Annotated in this window: 20 protein-coding genes and 1 pseudogene; 14 read left to right on the plus strand and 7 right to left on the minus strand. The window is 64.1% G+C overall.

The window, feature by feature from the left end; genetic code table 11:
• A pseudogene (locus tag AB4Y44_RS30240) lies at positions 1-158 on the plus strand (chloride channel protein); the annotation flags it as partial.
• 33 nt (positions 159-191) lie between these two features.
• Here the strand turns inward: AB4Y44_RS30240 and AB4Y44_RS30245 are convergent.
• Positions 192-833, minus strand: a complete 642-nt coding sequence (locus AB4Y44_RS30245; protein WP_368701633.1) for a DUF1109 domain-containing protein — start codon at positions 831-833, stop codon at positions 192-194.
• Positions 830-1,375 carry a sigma-70 family RNA polymerase sigma factor gene (locus AB4Y44_RS30250; protein ID WP_342924673.1) on the minus strand — a complete coding sequence of 182 codons (546 nt, stop codon included), beginning with the start codon at positions 1,373-1,375 and terminating at the stop codon, positions 830-832. The genes AB4Y44_RS30245 and AB4Y44_RS30250 overlap by 4 nt, the downstream gene beginning before the upstream one ends.
• 418 nt (positions 1,376-1,793) lie before the next feature.
• Between AB4Y44_RS30250 and AB4Y44_RS30255 the strand changes: the two genes are divergently transcribed.
• From AB4Y44_RS30255 to AB4Y44_RS30270, 4 genes are all read left to right on the plus strand, one after another.
• A complete protein-coding gene (locus tag AB4Y44_RS30255; protein WP_342924672.1) occupies positions 1,794-2,432 on the plus strand; it encodes a cytochrome b/b6 domain-containing protein in 639 nt (212 codons plus the stop codon).
• Positions 2,433-2,488: 56 nt separating this feature from the next.
• Positions 2,489-3,265 carry a molybdopterin-dependent oxidoreductase gene (locus AB4Y44_RS30260; protein WP_368701634.1) on the plus strand — a complete coding sequence of 259 codons (777 nt, stop codon included), beginning with the start codon at positions 2,489-2,491 and terminating at the stop codon, positions 3,263-3,265.
• A gap of 105 nt (positions 3,266-3,370) precedes the next feature.
• Positions 3,371-3,634, plus strand: a complete 264-nt coding sequence (locus AB4Y44_RS30265) for a pentapeptide MXKDX repeat protein (protein ID WP_342924670.1) — start codon at positions 3,371-3,373, stop codon at positions 3,632-3,634.
• A gap of 119 nt (positions 3,635-3,753) precedes the next feature.
• Complete coding sequence (locus AB4Y44_RS30270; RefSeq protein ID WP_342924669.1) at positions 3,754-4,155, plus strand: hypothetical protein; 402 nt, start codon at positions 3,754-3,756, stop codon at positions 4,153-4,155.
• A 98-nt stretch (positions 4,156-4,253) separates the two neighbouring features.
• Here AB4Y44_RS30270 and AB4Y44_RS30275 read toward each other — a convergent pair whose 3' ends face one another.
• A complete protein-coding gene (locus tag AB4Y44_RS30275) occupies positions 4,254-4,988 on the minus strand; it encodes a hypothetical protein (protein WP_342924668.1) in 735 nt (244 codons plus the stop codon).
• Between the two features lie 227 nt (positions 4,989-5,215).
• On the opposite strand from AB4Y44_RS30275, the gene AB4Y44_RS30280 reads away from it, so the two are divergent.
• On the plus strand, positions 5,216-5,596 hold the full coding sequence (locus AB4Y44_RS30280; RefSeq protein ID WP_342924667.1) for a hypothetical protein: 381 nt from the start codon (positions 5,216-5,218) through the stop codon (positions 5,594-5,596).
• Between the two features lie 94 nt (positions 5,597-5,690).
• Positions 5,691-7,238, plus strand: a complete 1,548-nt coding sequence (locus AB4Y44_RS30285) for a transporter substrate-binding domain-containing protein (protein WP_368701635.1) — start codon at positions 5,691-5,693, stop codon at positions 7,236-7,238.
• A gap of 7 nt (positions 7,239-7,245) precedes the next feature.
• On the opposite strand, the gene AB4Y44_RS30290 is transcribed toward AB4Y44_RS30285, so the two are convergent.
• Positions 7,246-8,184 (minus strand): alpha/beta hydrolase, encoded by a 939-nt coding sequence (locus tag AB4Y44_RS30290; RefSeq protein ID WP_368701636.1) that lies wholly within the window; start codon positions 8,182-8,184, stop codon positions 7,246-7,248.
• A gap of 121 nt (positions 8,185-8,305) precedes the next feature.
• Here AB4Y44_RS30290 and AB4Y44_RS30295 point away from each other — a divergent pair, with 121 nt between their 5' ends.
• The 3 genes from AB4Y44_RS30295 to AB4Y44_RS30305 all read left to right on the plus strand — a co-directional run bounded on the left by AB4Y44_RS30295 (position 8,306) and on the right by AB4Y44_RS30305 (position 11,346).
• Positions 8,306-9,217 (plus strand): LysR family transcriptional regulator, encoded by a 912-nt coding sequence (locus AB4Y44_RS30295; protein WP_342924664.1) that lies wholly within the window; start codon positions 8,306-8,308, stop codon positions 9,215-9,217.
• 79 nt (positions 9,218-9,296) lie between these two features.
• Positions 9,297-9,824: a DUF6496 domain-containing protein gene (locus tag AB4Y44_RS30300; protein WP_342924663.1), complete on the plus strand. Its 528-nt coding sequence runs from the start codon at positions 9,297-9,299 to the stop codon at positions 9,822-9,824.
• Between the two features lie 64 nt (positions 9,825-9,888).
• Positions 9,889-11,346: a 3-deoxy-D-arabino-heptulosonate 7-phosphate synthase gene (locus AB4Y44_RS30305; RefSeq protein ID WP_368701637.1), complete on the plus strand. Its 1,458-nt coding sequence runs from the start codon at positions 9,889-9,891 to the stop codon at positions 11,344-11,346.
• A gap of 38 nt (positions 11,347-11,384) precedes the next feature.
• On the opposite strand, the gene AB4Y44_RS30310 is transcribed toward AB4Y44_RS30305, so the two are convergent.
• Positions 11,385-12,302, minus strand: a complete 918-nt coding sequence (locus AB4Y44_RS30310) for a hypothetical protein (protein WP_368701638.1) — start codon at positions 12,300-12,302, stop codon at positions 11,385-11,387.
• A gap of 144 nt (positions 12,303-12,446) precedes the next feature.
• Here AB4Y44_RS30310 and AB4Y44_RS30315 point away from each other — a divergent pair, with 144 nt between their 5' ends.
• The 4 genes from AB4Y44_RS30315 (at position 12,447) to AB4Y44_RS30330 (ending at position 19,232) form a co-directional block, all read left to right on the plus strand.
• Positions 12,447-13,304: a M15 family metallopeptidase gene (locus AB4Y44_RS30315; protein ID WP_368701639.1), complete on the plus strand. Its 858-nt coding sequence runs from the start codon at positions 12,447-12,449 to the stop codon at positions 13,302-13,304.
• A gap of 132 nt (positions 13,305-13,436) precedes the next feature.
• Positions 13,437-17,294, plus strand: coding sequence for a type VI secretion system membrane subunit TssM (gene tssM, locus AB4Y44_RS30320; protein WP_368701640.1), 3,858 nt, complete (start codon positions 13,437-13,439; stop codon positions 17,292-17,294).
• Positions 17,291-18,301 (plus strand): type VI secretion system-associated protein TagF, encoded by a 1,011-nt coding sequence (gene tagF, locus AB4Y44_RS30325; RefSeq protein ID WP_321924928.1) that lies wholly within the window; start codon positions 17,291-17,293, stop codon positions 18,299-18,301. The genes tssM and tagF overlap by 4 nt, the downstream gene beginning before the upstream one ends.
• Positions 18,302-18,329: 28 nt before the next feature.
• Entirely contained in the window at positions 18,330-19,232 is a 903-nt protein-coding gene (locus AB4Y44_RS30330; protein WP_368701669.1) for an OmpA family protein, read from the plus strand.
• A gap of 41 nt (positions 19,233-19,273) precedes the next feature.
• Here the strand turns inward: AB4Y44_RS30330 and AB4Y44_RS30335 are convergent, their stop codons facing one another.
• Positions 19,274-19,558, minus strand: a complete 285-nt coding sequence (locus tag AB4Y44_RS30335) for a PAAR domain-containing protein (RefSeq protein WP_342924657.1) — start codon at positions 19,556-19,558, stop codon at positions 19,274-19,276.
• A 7-nt stretch (positions 19,559-19,565) separates the two neighbouring features.
• Entirely contained in the window at positions 19,566-20,486 is a 921-nt protein-coding gene (locus AB4Y44_RS30340; protein WP_342924656.1) for a DUF6708 domain-containing protein, read from the minus strand.
• Between the last annotated feature and the right edge of the window lie 113 nt (positions 20,487-20,599).

Consider the following 20,599-nt stretch of genomic DNA (forward strand, 5'->3'; position numbering starts at 1 on the left):
AGAGCCCGATCACAGCGTTCGTCATCGTCATCGAAATGATCGACGGGCACGCGCTCGTGCTCTCGTTGATGGCAACGGCACTCGTGTCGAGCCAGGTTTCCAGGCTATTCGCGCCGCCGCTGTACGAGGCCCTGGCGCAACGCTTCCTGAAGCAGTGAAGCGCGCTCACGCCCGTTGACCGGCACACGCCGCTACCAGCGCAGCAGCCGCGGCCCCAGCCACGCGCCAATGCCGGCCGGCAGCAACATGCCGATTACATACCAGACGCTCCAGAACGCCGGGCTCATCTCCGGGCAATGCAGGCAATACGCAATGGTCGCGAGCGCGCTCGCAAAGAGCCCGGCCGCTGCGCCCGCCGCGCGCAGGCGGGTGGGCGCGAGACCGCGCACGGCCCAGAACACGGCCGCAAACGTGGGCACCGAAAGCAGCACGATATTGAACGGGCACGTGCGCCATGTGAGGCCCATCACGAGCGGCATGCGCTGCGCGGGTGCCGCGTCGGCCAGCGCGAGCCATGCGCCCGCCAGCACGGCGACGAACGGCAGCGCCACCAACGCCCACGCATAGCCGCCGCGCCGGCCCGGCCGCCCGAGGCGGCTGACCGCGAGCGCCGCAGCGGCCGCGACGCACAACGGGAACGCGACCTTCGCCCAGAAGATTGGCGTGTGCATGACACTCATGAGATCGTGCCGCACGCCGAACACCACGCTCATCAGCACGACCGAGCCCGCAAAACCGAGCGCCAGCGCCCGCGCGAAGCGGCGCAGCACCGCCTTGCGGTCCACGCGCGCATCGCCGGCGGCGAGGAGGTTGATCAGATCGTCGGTTTTCATCGCGCTCCCCTGATGCGCGTGGCAAGCGCCTTCAAACCGCGATGAATGCCCACTTTGACCGCCGATTCGGAGAGTCCCGTGAGCTTCGCCGTTTCCACGACCGAAAGCCCTTCGAGCTTCACGTGGACGATCGGCAAGCGCTGCTTGTCGGGCAATTGCTCGAGCAGCTTGCCGATATCGCGGCGTGCCTGCGCGGGTTCGTCGTCGGGCGCGGCGAAGAGATCGGTGTGATCTTCGAGCGGGTCGTTGAGCACGTCGCGGCGTGCGCGCGAGCGGAAAAAGTCCATCAGCTTGTAGCGGGCGATCGCGTGCACCCAGGCCGTGAGCGGTTCGTCGGGGCGCCATGTGTGACGCGCGTTGTGAACCGCCAGCAGGATCTCCTGCACGAGGTCCTCGACGTCGTCGCGCAACTGCGGGATGCGGCGGCGCAGGTAGCCGCGCAAATGGCGCGTGAGTTCCTCGAGGAAGTCGCGATACGCTTGCGCGTCGCCTTCCAGGCCGCTGACGAAAAGCGCTTTGAGACGGGTTTCCGCGGAGTGCAAAGGTCGTCCTGGATGGTCGCGACGAATTGTTAACGGGCTTGCGGGCATGGTGCTCGCCGGGTCTTGCAAAGGCGAGCTTTCAAACCGATTACGAACGCCGCCGCTTTCGCGTCCGTTCGCGTGAGCGTAGCCGAACGCTTCGCGCCCCGCAACGGCATGCGCTGCCCCGGCGCGCGCGCCGGGCGTCGCCCCTTCCGTCATCGCCGCCCATGTGCTGGTCAGACCCACCTTCTGCCTCTTTCGCGTAGCGCGAGCGTACGCCCGTTGCGGGTAGTTCGGTCGCCATGCCAGTTGGGTTACAGCCTCGGCGATTTATTTTTATCCGCCCCCGGTCGCGCGAATTTTTTCTCGACGCGATGTAACCGGCGCGCGCGCCACAGCGAATTCACTGTCAACTCCGCGCCAACCAGGAATCGCCATGCACACGTCGATCGGTGAATCGCCCGCACTTGCCGCCAGCGTGCGCGGCCCACGCGCCATCCAGCCGCTCTGGCTGCGCGTCACGCATTGGCTCAATGCGCTCGCGGCGCTGATCATGATGTTCTCCGGCTGGCGCATTTACGATGCGTCTCCCGTGTTCGCGGGCTTCGTCATTCCAACCTCGGTCACCCTCGGCGGCTGGCTCGGTGGCGCACTGCAATGGCATTTCGCGGCAATGTGGCTGCTGTTTTTCAACGGCCTCTTCTATCTCGCCATGAATCTCGCCACCGGCCGCTGGCGCACGAAGTTCTTCCCGCTGAGCCCGCGCGCCGTGCTGCACGATCTGCGCGCCGCGCTCACGGGCCGGCTCTCGCACGCCGACCTGAGCCAGTACAACGCCGTGCAGAAACTCGCCTATCTCGTTGCGATCGCCGACCTCGTGGTCCTCGTGCTGTCGGGCCTTGCGATCTGGAAGTCGGTACAGTTCCCGCTGCTGCGCGAGTTGATGGGCGGATACGACCGCGCGCGCGTCGTGCACTTTTGCGCGATGTCCGTGCTTGCGGCGTTCGTGCTCGTTCACGTGACGATGGTCGCGCTCGTGCCGCGCTCGCTGCTCACCATGCTGCGCGGACGCTGAACACGCCGCCCGATGCCATTCGAGTCACCATCCTTCGATATCGATAAGGATTCCAGATGAACACGCAAGACCGCAGGATCATCGCAATCGACCGCGCGGCGATTCTTGCCGATGCACGGCGCGAACTCGACATGCCGTCACGGCGCCTGTTCGGCAAGCGCATGCTCACGCTCGGCGGGCTTTCGCTGCTGAGCGGCTGCACGATCACCGACGACGCCTCGGTCAACACGTTCCTCAGCGCCGTTTCCCGGCTCAACGATCGCGTGCAGGCATGGCTGTTCGACCCGACCCGGCTCGCACCCACCTACACCGAAGCCCAGATCACGCGGCCCTTCCCTTTCAACGCGTTCTATAGCGAAAGCGAGGCGCCCGTGGTCGATGGCGGCGACTATCGGCTCAGGCTCAGCGGGCTCGTCAAGGGCCAGCGCGTCTGGACGCTGCCCGAGTTGTACGCGCTGCCGCACGCCGAGCAGATCACGCGACATATCTGTGTCGAAGGCTGGAGCGCGATAGGCCGCTGGGGCGGCACGCCATTCGCGCATTTCCTGCGCCGGGTCGATGCGGATCTCACCGCGAAATACGTGGGCTTTCGCTGCGCCGACAACTACTACGAAAGCATCGACATGGCGACGGCGCTGCATCCGCAGACCTTGCTCGCTTTCGACTACGACGGCGAGCGCCTGCCGGCGAAATACGGCTATCCGATGAAGCTGCGCATGCCGACGAAGCTCGGCTACAAGAACCCGAAGCACATCGTCGAGATTTTCGTCACGAATGCGTATCCAGGCGGCTACTGGGTCGACCAGGGCTACAACTGGTTCGGCGGTTCGTGACGTCTTCCTGCCGCCGCCTGATACGCCACGTCATGCGACGGCTCCGTTTCACTTCCGCCCGCAAAAGGGGCAACGGTTTTTTCCACCCAGCAAGGAGCAATGCAAATGAACACGATCCGATTCGCAGCCATCGCCATCTCGGCCGCCCTGTTGAGCATGAGCGCGGGGGCATTCGCGCAGGCTAGCGGCGCGATGTCGAACGACGCCATGTCGAAGGACTCGATGCAGAAGGACACCATGGGCAAAGGCGCCATGTCGCACGATACAATGAGCAAAGGCGGCGCGATGAGCCATGATCAGATGAAAAAGCCGATGAAGCACGACGCCATGGGCATGGATCACCCGGCGTCGGGCGCCATGGCGCATTGAACCGTCGTAACGCGCTCCCGGCATAGCTTGCGCCAGGAGCGCAGCGCGCGCGCCCCGGCACAATGCGCAAGCGATGCACGATTTCCGCGGGGCCGCACACCCTGCACCGGGAGTACGTGATGGAAAGCGAATGGCAACGCCGCCTGAAATTATTCGTTCAGCGCTTCTGGCAGCCAACCAGTGCGTGCATGACCTGCATGCCGGGGAGCTGGGGCAACATCATGAGCTTGCCCCATTGGACCATCGCATTCAAGACGGGACTGTTCACCGGCGCGCTCGCCGTGCTGCTCACCTTCACGCCAGCAGCGAAGTGGTACGCGAATCGCTATGGCAACGCGCTGCTGGTGGGCTGCCTGACCATACTCGGCGATGCCTACGCGCACACGAGTCACTATCGCATTCATGTTCTCGAACACATTGCGACGGGGGTCGTGTCGGGCCTGATCGCGCTCGCAGCGTCGTATCTGTTCGACGAGCGCGCGCGCCGCATACGCACGCTATGGGCGCGCCTGACCGGGTGATTCACGAGAAGCGGGCGAATGCGGGCAACGACACCGGTTCGATGCGCTGAACCCGCATCGTGCCCGCCGCGACTTGGCTCCGCGTGGCAAAGGGCCCGTCACTGCGTCTTCGCCAAATCCTGTCCAATCATCGCCACCACGGCTTGCTCGCACGCTTTGAGCCCCGTCACCGACTGATCGAACTGATCCTCCAGATTGCCGAAACTCCCGTAGCGGTACGCGACATCGCTGTCAATGTGCACGCTGTTGGCCTTGATGTCGTAGCCGCAAGCGTAGGTCCTGTAATACATGTCCTGTTTCGTTTTTGCATCCAGCAAGCGGGCGCGAACGACGACCCATGGGACGAAATCGATGGATTCAGGCGGCGATACGTAGCCGAACGACGCAAACCACACATTGAGGATGGCATCGGCGTCCGTATGAACTTCGGAGTAGTCGTCCGATTTGCCGTCCGCCGAAAGCTTGACCTTCTGGTCGGTCAGCGTGACGACCTGATACCCGTCCGTGGTCAGGCGCGAGACGATCCCATCGCTGGCCAGCGGTGCGAACTCGATCTTCTGTTCGGCGATTTTCTGCGTGTAAGTCTTCGAATGGCTGCTGTTGATGCCAGCCTGCACCAGTCCGCCAAGCAGGCCAAACGCTCCCGCCGCCCCGCCCAGATTCCACACGTTCTCTGCCGCGGGCTCGTTCATCTTCAGCAGCGCGATGGAATGCAGTTTTTCGCGATTCTGAGCCGCGAGTTCGCTATTCGGCAAAGACGCACAGCCCGCCAGAAGCGTCATGCCAATCGCGCAAGCGGCAACCCCGGCCCTTGAAATGTATTCATTTTTCATAACGCGCTCTTTTTTCTTTTAAATGGGAAGTCATCAGCGGTAGTCGTACGGCAGGCGTGCACAGGGTCTGCTCATGCGGGAGCCGCGAGGACAGAATTAATATCGGCGGGGGCGCAGACGAACTTTAGGCGTGCAGCTTCCGCATAGGCCATAGGTCCGATTGACTGCGCATCCACACATGGCACCCTTCGACAAAGCCGTCCTTTGGCTCATCAAAGGGGAACCCGATGCGCGCCTGCCGATATGTGGTCCTTTGCGCTTTGCCATTCATGATCGTCGGCTGCAACACGCCGCCGATCCCGCCGGGCAAGCCGGTTGATATTCCGACCGCCCTCGAGCAGGTTCTCACGGGCCTATGCAACTTCAAGAAGGAACAGGCCGACCGCAAGCAGGATATGGGCGTCGCAATCGACTCGGTCACCGTGGAGCTCGACCTGACCGTCGACGGCGCAAGGAATCCCCCTGTGGCGGTGGCGCCCGATATCCAGTTCATTCCCACGGTGAGCTACGGGCAGATCATCACGGCGAACCGGGGCAGCCGGCTTACGCTCACCCTGAAAAACACCGGCACCCACGGCGGCTGCGACGTCATGACGTCGGCGAAGTAGCGGCTGTTCACTTTCTCTATAGGACCATCGGCCCATAGCCAGCCTATGCGGCTGTGACATGATGGGAAGGCGCGGAACACTCGGCCCTGCCATCATGCGTATTGTTCATACGTTGCTGATCATCCTGGCTTTCGGGATGACTATTGCCGGCCGGCCGACAGGGTGCCTCGCGGCCCAGGGAACGCCTGCGCAAGCCGCGGCGTCACAGGCCGCGACGGCTGGGCCAGCCAGTGCGCCCTCGCCCCCCGCGGCCCCCACGCCCATCACCACGCGCCGCCTCAACCTGGCCATCCAGCCGAAGTTCGGCGATTTCGATGCCATGCTCGACCGCAGGCTGATCCGCGTGCTGGTGCCATACAGCAGGACGCTCTATTTCAACGAGCTCGGTCATGAGCGCGGGCTGACTGCCGGGCTCATGCGCGACTTCGAGCGCTACCTGAACAAGACGTACCAGAGCAGCCTCGGCAAGCGTCCCTTGACGCTCGTGATCATCCCGACGACGCGCGACCAGCTCATTCCCGCTCTGCTGGCCGGGAAGGGGGACATCGCCTCCGGCAATCTGACCGCCACCGAAACGCGACTCAAGCAGGTCGACTTCGTCGCGCCGCGCGACCGCAAGCCGGTCCGGGAGCTAGTCGTCACCGGTCCGAAGTCGCCCGCGCTCAACAAACTCGACGACCTGAGCGGCAAGACCGTGCACGTGCGCGCGAGCAGCAGCTACTTCGAGAGTCTGACCGCCCTGAACGCGCGCTTCAAAAAAGACGGCAAGCCGCCGGTGAAGCTGGTCTTGCTGCCCGATGCGCTCGAGGACGAGGACGCCATGGAGATGCTCAATGTCGGGCTGGTCCAGATTCTCGTCGTCGATGACTGGAAGGCGAAATTCTGGGCGCAGGTGCTGCCGGGCATCGTAGTGCACGACGACATGGCCGTGCGTGACGCCGGCTATATTGGCTGGGCGATCCGCAAGCAGAGTCCCAAACTCCAGCAGGCCATCACCGACTTCTACGTTGGCTACGTGAAAAAGCAGAGCGTGGCGGAAGTGCGACTACAGCAGGAACTGCAGCGCGTCAAGCAGATCACCAGCAATACCGAGGACGCCGAACTGAAGCGCTTCACGCAAACGGTCGGTCTCTTCGAAAAGTACGGCGCGCAATATCACTTCGATCCGTTGATGCTCGCCGCGCAAGGGTACCAGGAATCGCAGCTCAATCAAAGCGCCCGCAGCCACGTTGGCGCGATCGGCATCATGCAGCTCATGCCGTCGACCGGCAAGGAGCTGGCCGTCGGTGACATCCGCGTGACGGAATCGAACATCCATGCCGGCGCGAAATACCTGGATCTCCTGATGTCCCGCTACTTCCCGGATGCGCACTTTTCCGATTCGGACCGGGCCCTGTTCGCGTTCGCGAGCTACAACGCGGGTCCGGCCCGGATCGCGAAGATGCGCAAGGAAGCGGCCGCCCGGGGGCTCTCGCCCGACAAGTGGTTCAACAATGTCGAGATCGTGGTTGGTGAGAAGATCGGGATCGAGACGACCACCTACGTGCGCAATATCTACAAGTACTACGCCGCCTACCGGCTCGTGCAGCAAGCGCAGGCGGCGCGTGAACGCGCCATCGGGCAGGTGCGCAAGCAGGGCTGAGGCAGGCCTACGCGTCAGGCGTCCAGCATCGCGAGATGAATCGCGCGACTTCATCCAGCGCACTGCGCGCGCCCGGCAACTCGTGGGTGGAGCGCTGGAACACGTGGTGCAGTCCTTCGTAGATTTCCAGCTGGACCTCGTTGGCCTGCTCCGCCGCGGCCGCCGCGTAACGGCGCGCGTCGTCCAACAGCAATTCGTCCGTGCCCACCTGGAGCGCGATGGGCGGCAGGTGCCCGGGAACGGCATGCAGCGGCGACGCGCGTCCATCCGCGGGATCGGCAGCGCCCAGGTACGCGGCGGCGGCATTGGCGAGTACAGGCCGCGTCAGGACGGCATCCCGGGTCGCATCGCTGTGGAACGACGGCCCCGTCAACCCCAGGTCGACCCACGGCGAGAAAGCGGCCACGCTCGCGATGTTCAACGCTGGCCGCTCCTCGACACCCAGAGCCGCAAGTGCAAGGCCCCCGCCTGCGGAGTCGCCAACCAGGGCGACTTCGCGTATGCCGCCGTGCGCCAGCCATCGCAGCGCGGCGAGCACGGCGTCGTGCGCCGCGGGAAACGGATGCTCGGGCGCAAGCGGATAGTCGAGCACGAACGTGTCCACGCCGGCGCGCACCGCGATCTGGCTCGCGAACCCGCGATACCCCCAGGCAGACCCGAGCACAAAGGCCCCGCCGTGCAGGAACAGGATCGCGCGATGGGCAGGCGCGGCGCGCGGCCGAATCCACCACCCTTGCACGTCCGCGTTCGCCATGCTCTCCATGCCGACACCCTCCGCCACCGGCGTCTGCGCGGTCATGGCGTCGTACGCCTCGCGCATCGTTCCATGGAATTCGTTGAAGTGCCGTTGCGTGCGCTCGATCGAGGCCCTCGCTGCCTCGCGGTCGTCATCGCTGAGTCTGTGCCGCACTTCGATCAGGTTTGCGCGTTGTCCGATGCTCATCATGGCTCCGTCGTTGCGTGAATACGTTGTCGATGGGCATGACGATATCGATTCCATTTACACCATGGAAGAATGGCAAATGGAATAAAATCAATTCCACTCAGGAAGCTTTGGGGAAGAAGCAATGGACCGGCTCGACGCGCTCAAGCTTTTCATTCGCATCGTCGAAAGCGGGAGTTTCGCCGCGGCGGCGCGCGACATCGGCGTGGGTCAGCCGGCGGTCAGCAAGCAGCTTGCGTCGCTCGAGCGCTATCTTGGCGCTCAGTTGGTGCGGCGCACCTCGCGCAGCATGACGCTTACCGAGACCGGTCAAACGGTCTATGAAGCGGGCTTGCGCATCATTGGCGACTTCACGGATCTCGAGTCCTCCGTCGGGCATGGCCAGCTGTCTCCGGGTGGGCTGATCCGCGTCACCGTGCCGCCAGTCTTTGGCCGGCTGTATGTCGTGCCGCACCTGCCGGTGTTCTTCTCCCGTTATCCGCAGGTGTCCGTGGACCTTTCCGCGACGGAGCGGATCGTCAATCTCGTCGAGGAAGGTTTCGATCTTTCGATCAAGAGCGGACCGCTTGCCGACTCCTCGATGATTTCGAGGCATCTGGCCTCGAGTCCCGTCGCTGTCGTCGCAACGCCGCAATACCTCGAAAAGCACGGGCGCCCCGAACGGCCACACGAAATTGAACGGCATGCCTGTGTCGTTTTCGCGCCCCAGCACGAGCCGCGGCCATGGCGTTTCCGGAACGTCGAAGGACCGGGTCGGCAGGTTCCGTCCGGCAATTTCCGCACCGGCGACGCGGAGCAGATTCGCGCGGCCGTCCTGGCCCACATGGGCCTGGTTCAGGCGCCCGCCTGGCTCTTCGCCGCGGAGATGGCGAGCGGCGAGGTCGTCAGCGTGCTGGAGGATTTTGCGCCGCCGCCATTGCCGATCCATGGCGTGCATCCATCGGGCAGGCGGCTGCCGAACAAGACTCGCGTGTTTCTCGACTTCGTTGCCGAAATGCTCGCAGCCGAGCCACGCCCGGCTTTCGTGGCGGTCTGATGACTTTGCGTGGTCTTCGCGCGCCTGTGCGGAACGGTGCTTGCTGGGATGAGAGGGTCACTCATCAAGGAGAGCCAAAATGCCCGAGAAGAAAACGATCGAGCGTGCGCGCGCTGACAAGCGCGCGGGGAAATCCGCAAGCACCCAGGCCGGCGAATTCGTGAAAGAGGAATTCGATCGCGTGCGCGAAGGCAAGCATGGCGTGCGTTCCGCGAAGCAGGCCGTCGCCATCGGCCTCTCGAAGGCGCGGCGCGCCGGTGTGGACCTGAAACCGCCGGCGCCCGGCAAGACCAGCGAAGCAACGCGCAAGAAGGCCGCCAAGGATAGCGCGGCGGGCCACGGCGCGAAAACGGCCCGCGCGAACACGGAATCGAAGGCCAAACGCTCGCGCACGACGACGCAAGTGCTCAAGGGCGAAAGCCGGGCGGGCGCGTCGCCACAAGCCGTGTCGAAGCAGGCGAAGAGCGCGGCGGCGCGCCGCCCCGTGGCGAGCCGCTCGGCGGCGGCGAAGAAGGCTGCGCAGACCAAGGGCGCAGCGGGCCGTTCCGCCGCGGCAAAAAAGGCGGCGAAGACACGCGCCGCACGTGCGCAACACACCCGCCACTAGCGGGGCGCGGGGTTGTGAGACTATGTTCCTCATCGCCCCGCACGCGCATGCTGCACAACCGCCGATGTCCTCACCCGCCCTGCTGCTCGAACAGATCCTTCGCGACGTCCCACGCCGTTATCGCTTGCCGCTAGAGGCCGCGGCTTCGGCGCTGCCGCCTGGGGACGCCAATCCGGCGACGGCGCTGGCACGCGTCATCGAACAGGCGCGTGAAGCCATCGCGCATGGCCGAGCGCCGGACGCGACGCAGAAGCCGCGTTTCATCGACGCGCTCGCGGCCATGATCACCGAGGCCATGCACGCCGATTCCGGAGACCGGGCATTTCAGGCGATGGTGCTGCGGCACCGCGCCCCGCAGGTGCGCGAATTTGCGTCGCTTTCGGCACAGGCCGATCAGGACCGCCGGCAGATCCATGCCGCCGTCAATGCGATCGCGCATCCGGCCAAACAGCAGCGCGCCCTGCAAGCCTGGCAGCGCGAAGCCCTTGCGCGGCTGCATGCGTCCGCGTCACTGGCGCACCACGAGGCCCATTACGCGGGACTTCACGAAACCGTGCTAAACGTCCTCGCCTCGCCGGAGCTTGCGAAGGGCTCGGACTTCGAGCCCGCGCTGGTCGATCTGCGGGACAGTCCGGCACTTGCGCGCCTGTGCCGGATCGAAGCCCTGGCGCCCGATCCACTTGTGCAGCAGTACGTATCATTGCTCGATGCATATGGTCCGCGGCCGGGTACGCCGGCGGCCGTGGCGCAAGGCCGGGCGTCGCAGCGGCGCGGCGCGGCTGTCGAAGCGCTGGCCGTACAGGCACTCGAAGCCCTGGCTCAACGGCTCAACGCAGCGCAGGAGCACTCGCACGCTTATCGTGTCGTGAGTTCGATGCGCGTTCCGGCCTCGATACCGGGCACGCACGAGCGCGCCAAAACGGAATGGGACGTGGTCCTGCTGGAGCGGCTGCACGCCAGGAGCTTCGATATCGTGCCCGTCTGGAACGTGCGCCTGCTCGTCGAAGCGAAGGCATCCGTCGAGTCCGCAACGACCGACCTCCCGCGGCTCATGCGCGGGTTGCGCCTGCTCGCGCACGCCGAAGAAAACGTCGTCTATACGTTCGAGACCCAGCAGGGGCCGGTACGACTGCACGGCGCCTCGCTACGCGCACAAGGCATCGACGAGCCCGGCTTGCTGAACGCCGTACTCTATTGCTGCGATGCGCCCGCCAACGGCACTTCGCGAATGCTCAACGCCGCGAGCCGCATGCAGTTGTTGTCCGCACCGGCGAGCCTGAAATACGCCAGCACCCAGTGGGACGGGCAACATGCAGATCCGGAAATACTGGCTGCTGTCTGGCAGCACCTCACGCAATCGCCACGTTGGCATGCCGTGCTCGACCAGTATTCGATGCTGCGTCTCGTGCGCGAATTGATGGTCCACCCAGAAGACCTGATGGCCACGATTCGCGATGCAACGGGGTGTCCGCCAGAGTGTTCGCCGGGGTGTTCACAGTACTCGGCGAACGAACGCCCTTGATGACGTGCGCGTGCGTTCGAGAGAGGCGCGCTGACGCCTCAATGCTCCGTGCTCGCGCGCGCCGCCGCGGGGCACGCCGGATCCTTGCCCCAATGCCCGTCGCAGACGCGCCAACGGCAAAGCTGATCTTCGAAAAAGCCCTGTTCTCCGCACGCCTTGACTTGCTGCGCGAGCGTGAGCTTGCTTGTCGCCGGCTTCGACGCGTGCGCGGACGCGTCCTTGCCATCGCCCGGCTTCGTGCGGGCAACGAGAACGGCTAGCAGGTCGACATCGGAATCGTCCTTCTGGCTGCCTGGACGCCCATCGTGGCGCTTCTTCGCCAGCGCCTCCGCCTTGGCGTTCCCTGCATGCGCGGCGCTTTTCGCTTCGTGGCGAGATTCGGCGCCCCTGGCCGGATGCTTGCGATTCGCGTCTAAGGACGCGCTCGCCAGCGGCGCCGCGCCGCCCGCCGGCGTGCTCGCCCCGGCATCGCGCGCGCCATTGGCCAACGCACGCGAAAGCCGGCCATCGTCGGGTACCGTTGCGGACGCAACGGCGTCGGGTACGGGCTTCGCGTTGCCGGCGCTTTCGTCGTCGCTCACGATGGTGGCGGTGTGCGAAGCCGATGCCGTATCAGGCGCGCTCGCCGCGTTTGCAACGGCTGGCGCAGCGCCTGCGGGGGCAACGGTCGGTGCAACCGCGGGGGTAGCCGCCTGCGTCCCGGCGTTCGCCGGCGCGCCGCGCTCGGCCACGTGCCAGGCGCCGAAACCGGCAGCGCTGATCAGAACCAGCGCACCGATCAGCATCGGTGCGCGCGGGCGCCTTCCTGTGCCGGGCGGCGTGGCCGGCGGCACGACGCGGCCCTCGAGATTCGCGAGGATGCGCGAGCCGCCCGGCTGTGCGCCCGGGACGCTGGCAGGCGTGTCGGCGAGGAGGCTGGGCGCAGCCTTGGGGGTAGAGTTGTCCGGCGCACTCATTCACTGTCTCGTTGGAATCGTGCTCATTGTGCTCATTGAATTGAGCCTGTTTCACCGCAATAATACGAGGCGGCCCAACTTCGGGCAGCGCTGATTCTAAAATCAAGCATTACAAAAAACAATTGCCACTCCGCGGGTTCGCTTTTGGTCGCCATTGCTCTCGTCGCCTATTTTGCCATTGCCGTACCACTGGCCGCACTATTGCTGCTGCCCGCCGTACGTGCATCGCTTTTCAGCACATTATTCGAATTGCATAATTTGATTATGCGTCGCGCTTCAGCGAGCGCCACTCACGCCCGGAGTCAGTTCTTTAAGTCGGCAAAAATTTCTCATTCGAGAATGGCCGATATGAAAAATATACTCATCAGGCGACGCTTGCTGATTTTCATTACCGCAGGTATTCTTGCGACGCCGCCGCTCATTGCAATTACATTGCGCGGTCATCAGTTATTTCAATACGATGACACGCCCCGGGTGCCGGATGAAAAAATCGCTGCCTTGCTGAACGGCGAGCAGCTGGTTCCACCGCCGCCGCTGCCTCCCGAGGTATTCGCCACGAAGGAGGTCGAGCAGGTGCGGCCCGCGCTGCACGACGCAAGCCGCGACTGGAATCTGCTGGACGCCGATTTCCGCACGCGGCTATTGCTCGTCTACAAAATCATGCGCGAGCAATACGGTTATGAAATGGCACTACTGGAAGGTTACCGCAGCCCCGAGCGGCAAAACCGGCTTGCGCAATTGGGCGGTAATGTGACAAATGCGGCAGCTTTCCAAAGCTATCACCAATATGGACTCGCGGCCGATAACGCATTTCTGCGTGACGGCAAGCTCGTCATTTCAGAAAAAGATCCCTGGGGGATGCGGGGTTATCAGTTATACGGCCAGGTGGCCGAGCAGGTTGGCCTGACCTGGGGCGGACGCTGGAAATTGATGGACCTGGGCCACGTCGAATATCACAAACCCGGCTTCGTTCTGGGTCGCGCGCCGGCAATTGTTAAATGAGGCGCAGCGGGAAATAATTGGGGAGTTTTATGGGGCGTTCATTCATTCTGCCGGGCGGCAAAACCTCTTGCTGCGTGACGACACCGCACACCACGACAAACAGCACCCAAGGCACCAGGACCTGAACGGCTTATGCAACGCTTCTTCAACGTGTTGACAAACACGCGCACGCTCTCTGTCGTCGGCGTGATCGCACTCGCGGCCGCATTGTTCATCGCTGCCGATGCACTGCAAATCAGCCCGGTCTGGCCCGCTGCCGTGCTCGGCGCGCTGTTCGCGATCTGGCTCGTGTTCTGGCTCTGGCGCCGCGCGCGCGTGCGGCGCGCGAACCGCAAGCTCGGCGACATGCTGGAGCAGCAGGCGCAGACTGACAACGGCGCGCCGGCCGCCGCGCCCGCCAGGCAAGCGGAGCTGGACGTGCTGCGCACGCGGCTCGTCGACGCCGTCAAGACCATCAAGACCTCGAAGATCGGCCAGCTTTCGGGCGGCTCGGCCCTGTATGAATTGCCGTGGTACATCGTCATCGGCAATCCGGCGGCCGGCAAGAGCAGCGCCGTGCTGAACTCGGGCCTGCAATTCCCCTTCGCCGACAAGCACGACGCCGTGGTGCACGGCATCGGCGGCACGCGCAACTGTGACTGGTTCTTCACGACCGAAGGCATCCTGCTCGACACGGCGGGCCGCTATTCGGTCCACGAGGAAGACCGCAGCGAATGGCTCGGCTTTCTCGGCCTGCTCAAGCGCCATCGTCCGAAGGCGCCGATCAACGGCATCATCGTCACCGCGAGCATCGCGGAACTCACGGGCAACCGCCCCGAGTTCGCCATCAACCTCGCGAAGAACCTGCGCCAGCGCGTGCAGGAACTGACCGAGAAGCTCGAAGTGTTCGCGCCCGTCTACGTGATGTTCACGAAGGCCGACCTGATTACCGGCTTCACCGAATTCTTCAGCAGCAACGACCGCCAGGAGTACGACCGCGTGTGGGGCGCCACCCTGCCCTACGAGCCGGACGAGAAGCGCGATATCGTGGCGCTGTTCGACGAGCGCTTCGAAGAGCTTTACGAAGGCCTCAAGGAAATCAGCATCGCGCAGATGTCGCTGAGCCGCGGCAAGCAGCTCTCGCCTGGGCAACTGAGCTTCCCGCTCGAATTCTCGGCGATCAAGCCCGCGCTGCGCGCGTTCCTCGCCACGCTGTTCGAGAACAACCCGTTCCAGTACAAGCCGATCTTCCGCGGCTTCTATTTCACGAGCGCGCTGCAGGAAGGCGAAACCAGCAGCGCCGCCGCGCAGCGCATTGCCAACCGTTTCGTGCTCTCCGCCGAGGGGCTGCCCAAGCCGCATAGCGCGTTCTCGAAGAACGGCTTCTTCCTGCGCGACCTGTTCTCGAAAGTGATCTTCGCAGACCGGCAAACCGTGAAGCAGTTCGCGAGCCCTGCCAAGACGCGTCTGCGATACGCCACGTTCTTCGGCTTCGTGGCGGTGCTCGCGCTCGCGCTGGGCGGCTGGACGTGGTCGACCATCGGCAACCAGCAGCTCGTGGCGAATGTACAGGCCGACCTCGACAACGTCGAGCGCCTCCAGCAGAACCGCAACGACCTGCAGTCGCGCCTGCAGGCCATGGACATTCTCGAAGACCGCATCGAGCAGCTCGAGCAGTTCCGCCGCGACCGCCCGCTCGCCGTTTCGCTCGGCCTCTACCAGGGCGACCGGCTCGAACAGCATCTGCTCGAAGAGTATTACAGCGGCGTACGGCAGATCATGCTGACGCCCGTCTCGCAGAATCTCGCCTCGTTCCTCAAGGACGTGGACGCGCACCCCGAACTGCTCGCGCCGATGTCGCATACGCCCGATTCGGGCGCGATTCCCGTATCGGCGCACACGGCGATGGCGGGCGGCAGCCAGGGCGGCCTCTATAGCGCCGCCTCGTCCACGAGCGTCGAAGACGCCTATAACGCGCTCAAGACTTACCTGATGCTCTCCGACAAGCGTCACGTCGAGGCCGCGCACCTGACCGATCAGATCGCGCGCTTCTGGCGCGGCTGGCTCGAAACGAATCGCGGCAACATGCCTCGCGACGAGATGATCAAGAGCGCCGAGCGCATGATCACGTTCTACCTCGCGCGCGTATCCGACGACGACTGGCCGATGATCGACGCGAACCTCGCGCTCGTCGACCAGACGCGCGAAAACCTGCGCCACGTGGTGCGCGGCATGCCGGCTCGTCAGCGTGTGTACGAGGAGATCAAGGCGCGCGCCTCCACGCGTTTCGCGCCCATGACGGTTGCGCGCATCGTCGGCGATACGAATACCTCGCTGATTGCGGGCAGTTACGCGATTTCCGGCACCTTCACGCGCGAGGCGTGGTTCCAGTACGTGCAGCCCGCTATCCGCGATGCCGCGACGAAGGAACTGCAGGCGAAGGACTGGGTGCTCAACACCTCCGCACAAGACGATCTCACGCTCGAAGGCAGCCCCGAGCAGATCCAGAAGGCGCTGGTGTCGATGTACAAGACCGAGTACGCGCAGAACTGGCAGAAGTTCATGCAGGGCATTGCCGTGCAGGACTTCGGCACGTTCGGCCAGGCGGTCGATGCGATGAATCGCCTGGGCGACCCGCAGGATTCGCCGATCCGCAAGATCCTCGAAACCGCGTACGACCAGACCTCGTGGGACAACCCGTCGCTCGCGAGCGTGAGCATCAAGCGCGCGGAAAGCGGCGTGACGGGCTGGGTCAAGCAATGGTTCTCGCGCATGTCGGGCAACACAGTCACGGCCAATCTCGACCTCAACGGCAATCCGGTCGAGCCTTCGATGGGTCCGATCGGCCAGGCGTTCGCGGGTCTGGGCCGCATGGTCGTGACGCACGACAACGCGTCGCTGCTCGGCGGCTACATGGACTCGCTCTCGAAGGTGCGCACGCGTCTGAACGTCATCAAGAATCAGGGCGACCCGGGACCAGGCGCGCGCCAGCTCATGCAGCAAACGCTGGACGGCAACGGCTCCGAACTCTCCGATTCGCTCAAGTTCGTCGACGAGCAGATGCTCACGGGCTTGACCGACGCGCAGAAGAAGGCCTTGCGTCCGCTGCTCGTGCGCCCGCTCATGCAGGCCTACGCCGTCGTGATCCAGCCTGCGACCGTGGAAGTGAACAAGGTTTGGAATGCGCAGGTGTACCAACCGTTCCAGGCCTCGCTCGCAAACAAGTACCCGTTTGCGGGCAGCGCGAAGATCGAAGCCGGCGCGAGCGAAATCGCCCAGATGTTCGGACCGGACGGTGCGATCTCGAAGTTCGTCGGCACCACGCTCGGGCCGCTCGCCGTGCGCCGCGGCGACACCCTCTCCGCACGCACCTGGGGCGACATGGGCCTCGCGCTCACGCCCGACTTCACGACCGGCTTCGCACGCTGGGTGGCCCCGCTTGCGGGCGGCGCGGCAGGCGCGGGACAAGGCTCGTCCGAGCCGCAGACCGTGTTCCAGATCCTGCCGCAGCCTTCGAGCGGCACGACCGAGTACACGATTGCGATCGATGGACAGCAACTGCGCTACCGCAACACGCCGCCGCAGTGGACGAACTTCGTCTGGCCCAATCCGCAAGGCACGCCGGGCGCGACGCTCTCGGCCACCACGTTCGACGGTCGCACGATCCAGTTCGTCAACGAGCCGGGACGTTACGGTCTGGAGAAACTCATCAACTCGGCGCAGCGCACGCGCCATCCGGACGACACCTTCGACCTTTCGTGGACGCAAGGCAGCGTGACCGTATCGGTGAGCATGCGCATCGTCAGCACCTCGCAGCCTACGGCCGCGAGCGGTAACGCGCCGCAGCAGCAAGGCTTGAGCGGCGTGCAGTTGCCCTCTTCGATCGCAAGCGTCGGGACGGTGAACAGTGCGGCTGCCAACCCCGCGGCCAGCGCGAGCGCTACGCCCGCTGCCGTGGCTGCCGTGACAACATCGGCGGCCCCCACTCAGACAGGAGGAACCGCGCAATGACGCAGTCCGTTCAGGCGCAGATCGCGTACTTCGGCAAGATTCCGTCGCGCGGCGACTTCGTCAAGAGTGCGCACAATCCGCAGTTGCTGCAGACACTGGACCGCTGGATCGCACAGGCGATGGAACTGCTCGCCGACGATCCGCGCTGGAAGATCGTCTATGGCGAAGCGCAACCCATGCACTTCGCGTTTCTCGGCTCGCAGAGCAAGCTCGCAATCGCCGGGCACATGGTGGCGAGCCAGGACCAGTCGTCGCGGCGTTTTCCGTTTCTCGCGGCCACCGCGCTCGAAGTCGAGCAGCCGCTCGCCTTTCTCGCGCGCAGCCCGCTCGCCTTCGCGCGGCTGTGGTCGCGCGCCGCCCAGCAGATGCAGCCGCTCCTTGGCGCGAGCGAGCCGGCGGGCGCGCTGCACGCGCTCGGCGAAACCCAGGTGCCCGTAGACGTAGGCGGCGTGGGCAACCCGCACGACGGCACTTTCAACGACTTCGTCGAACATCAGACGCTCGAAGGCCTCGAGCGAATGCTGCTCGCGAGCGGCCACCCCGTGCGCCTGCGCGGCGCGATGCTCGCGCTCGGGTCTCTCCTGCGGCCCGTGATGACGAGCGGCTCCTCGCATCTGGAGCGCGGCCTCACACTGCCGCTGCCGACCGACCCGTTCTACCGCAGCCTCGTGGCCGCATTCTGGCTGGAGCTGATCGCGCCGTTCGTTTCGAAGGCGGACTTCGAACTCGCTATCTTCATCGGCACCATCGCGCAGCGCGAACGGCTCATCGTCGGCTTCAACGGCGCCTCGGCGCGTACCCTGCACAGCGTGGTCGATCCGCAAACCTACGCCGCCCACAACATCGATATCGACGATCCCGAATGGATCGACGGTCACGCACAAAGCGACCATGGCATCAGCAAACTCGTCAGCTACCTCGATCAGCCGCAATTGTCGCTGCGTCTTGCAATCGACACGTTCCAGGAAGCGTTCGTTGGGGAGGCTGGGCATGCGCGGCGCGGATAAACGGGCGCGGATTCCTGTGCGTACGGCGATGGCTGTGGCGCTCGCGGCTGGCGTGTTCGGGTTCGCTGGCGCAAACGCGTGGGCCGACGATGCGAGCCCTGCTCGCGTCACGCCCGTGAACAACAGCGGCGCGCAGGTCAGCACGACTGAGCTTCCGGCGGCGAACCCGGCGGCCTCTAATGCTGCCACTGTGCCCCGCTCGACCGCCACGTCCACGCCCGCGCCTGTCGATACGGTGCCCGGTCAGGTCGTGGCAGGCGGCAAGGTGCCCGACGAAGCCACGCACGCGGCCGTGCTCGCGCGCCTGCGCGAGACCTATGGCGCGGGGAACGTCGTGGATCAGATCGAAGTGGGCGACGTTGCGACGCCGCCCAACTGGTCGGACAACGTGCAGAAGCTACTCAACGCGCAGCTCAAGCAGATCCACAAAGGACAGCTGAAGATCGACGGCACGCAAATCGACGTGCGCGGCGAGGTGGGCAACGAGGCCACGCGCCAGCAGATCGCGAGCGATATGGCCACCGCGCTCAATCCGACCTATACGATTCGCAATGGGTTGCGCGTGAGCGCGTCCGAGCAGGGGCTGCTCGACCAGACGCTTGCGAATCGCACGATCGAATTCGAAACGGGCAGCGCGACGCTCACGCCGCAAGGCCGCGCGATCCTCGATCAGATGGCGGCCGTGCTTGTGAAGATGAATACGCGTACTGTGGCGATCATTGGGCATACGGACAACGCGGGCAATCGCACTTCGAATATTGCGCTGAGCCAGGCGCGTGCCGATGCTGTCAAGGGCTATCTCGTCGGCAAGGGGATCTCGCCACAGCAGATGACGGCGACGGGTGTGGGTCCTGACCAGCCGATTGCATCGAACGATACGAGTGATGGGCGGGCAAGGAATCGGCGGATTGAGTTTCGGGCGGGGTTGTAGGGGGATGGCCCTCGGGCCGATCATCGCAACCAAAAGTCGCTTCAGGCGAAAAGCGTTCCCGTGGTTTGCGATGCCACAAGCTTCGGCTGGGGTTGACAGTGGCACTGACACAGGTCGCCTTCGAGAGCGACCTGTTTCCCCATTACCGTCAGCGTGTGCGGAGTTCCATCCGACACGATGACACCTTGGGTATTGCAGGTGTGGCACATGACGGGCGCTCCGATATAGGCCATCGGCCTCCCGGAAAACGAAGACCCCTCGATGCCTTCCATCACGACGCCGTTGTGATCGGTCTTGTCGTCTTTCAGTATGAATTTGCGAGTCATCTTTACCCTACGCAATGACCGTTACTGAGGTCTCATCGGACGCCGATGCACGCTGTACATCATCCGGCCATACAGGCTCTCGGCTGGTCAACTGCGCGATGTAGTGAAGCGTCGCGAGAATGACAGTCGGAAGGGCGACAAATGCCATCAGGACCTTGACGACGCTGCCGACCTCTTTGAAGCCGTCGAACCAGATGCTAAACGATGCCTTTAGCGAGGGCCCCTTTGGCATATATCGGTCCACGGTCAAGTGCTCCGGCCCATCCTCCATAAACCGTCGGATGAACTCGAAATTGGCGAGGACCTCTCCGAGAACCTTTTTTCCCCACTCGTCGGTTTCATCGTCACCATTGACCACGCGAACGCCGAAACTGAACGTGTCCTTGATGGTCTTCCCATCGTCGTCCATGACGTAGCAACGCATGACCGTTGGCGCGCCGCCGAATATCGCGACAGACGTCTGGCGATGCGGGAAGAAAAACGCCTTGTCCCACGGGACGGCTACCACGCCGCCGGGCCCGTTGCGCCTGAATGCGTAAACCATGCGGTTCTTGCGGTTAAACCGGACCGTCTTGTGCCGGTACCCGAAGCAATCCCGGAACAGGAGCACTACCGTGAGCACACCGATTAACATCCAGCCCGCTACGAGTGCCCAGAACACGGGAACCAGTTCACCGTATCGGGTAAACAGCGCAGTTTGCCAGCCTCCATAGGCCGCCGCCGGAAAACCAATCAGGAAGGCGAGCGTTCCCCAGCCCAGCTGCTGGTAGGAGGCGTTGCATACATCGAGATAAACGTCGTTCATCTCGAAGACGACATATCCGTCCTCGGTCTTGTCTGCCGCGGGCTTTTGAACGTTGAGCCGCCGCTTCTCTTCCGACTCATCGACGGGACAGTTCACGTCAACACTGGTCAGGTAGTCATACATACTTGCTCCGCATTACGAGGTCAGTTGCGCAAAATGCTTGTGTTCATCCGCCTCAGAGTAGCGCTTCGACTCTTCTTCGGTACTCTCGTCGACAAGGGGGTCTCGCCGCAACA

The organism is Paraburkholderia sp. BR10937, assembly GCF_040965695.1.
Taxonomy (GTDB): Bacteria; Pseudomonadota; Gammaproteobacteria; order Burkholderiales; family Burkholderiaceae; genus Paraburkholderia.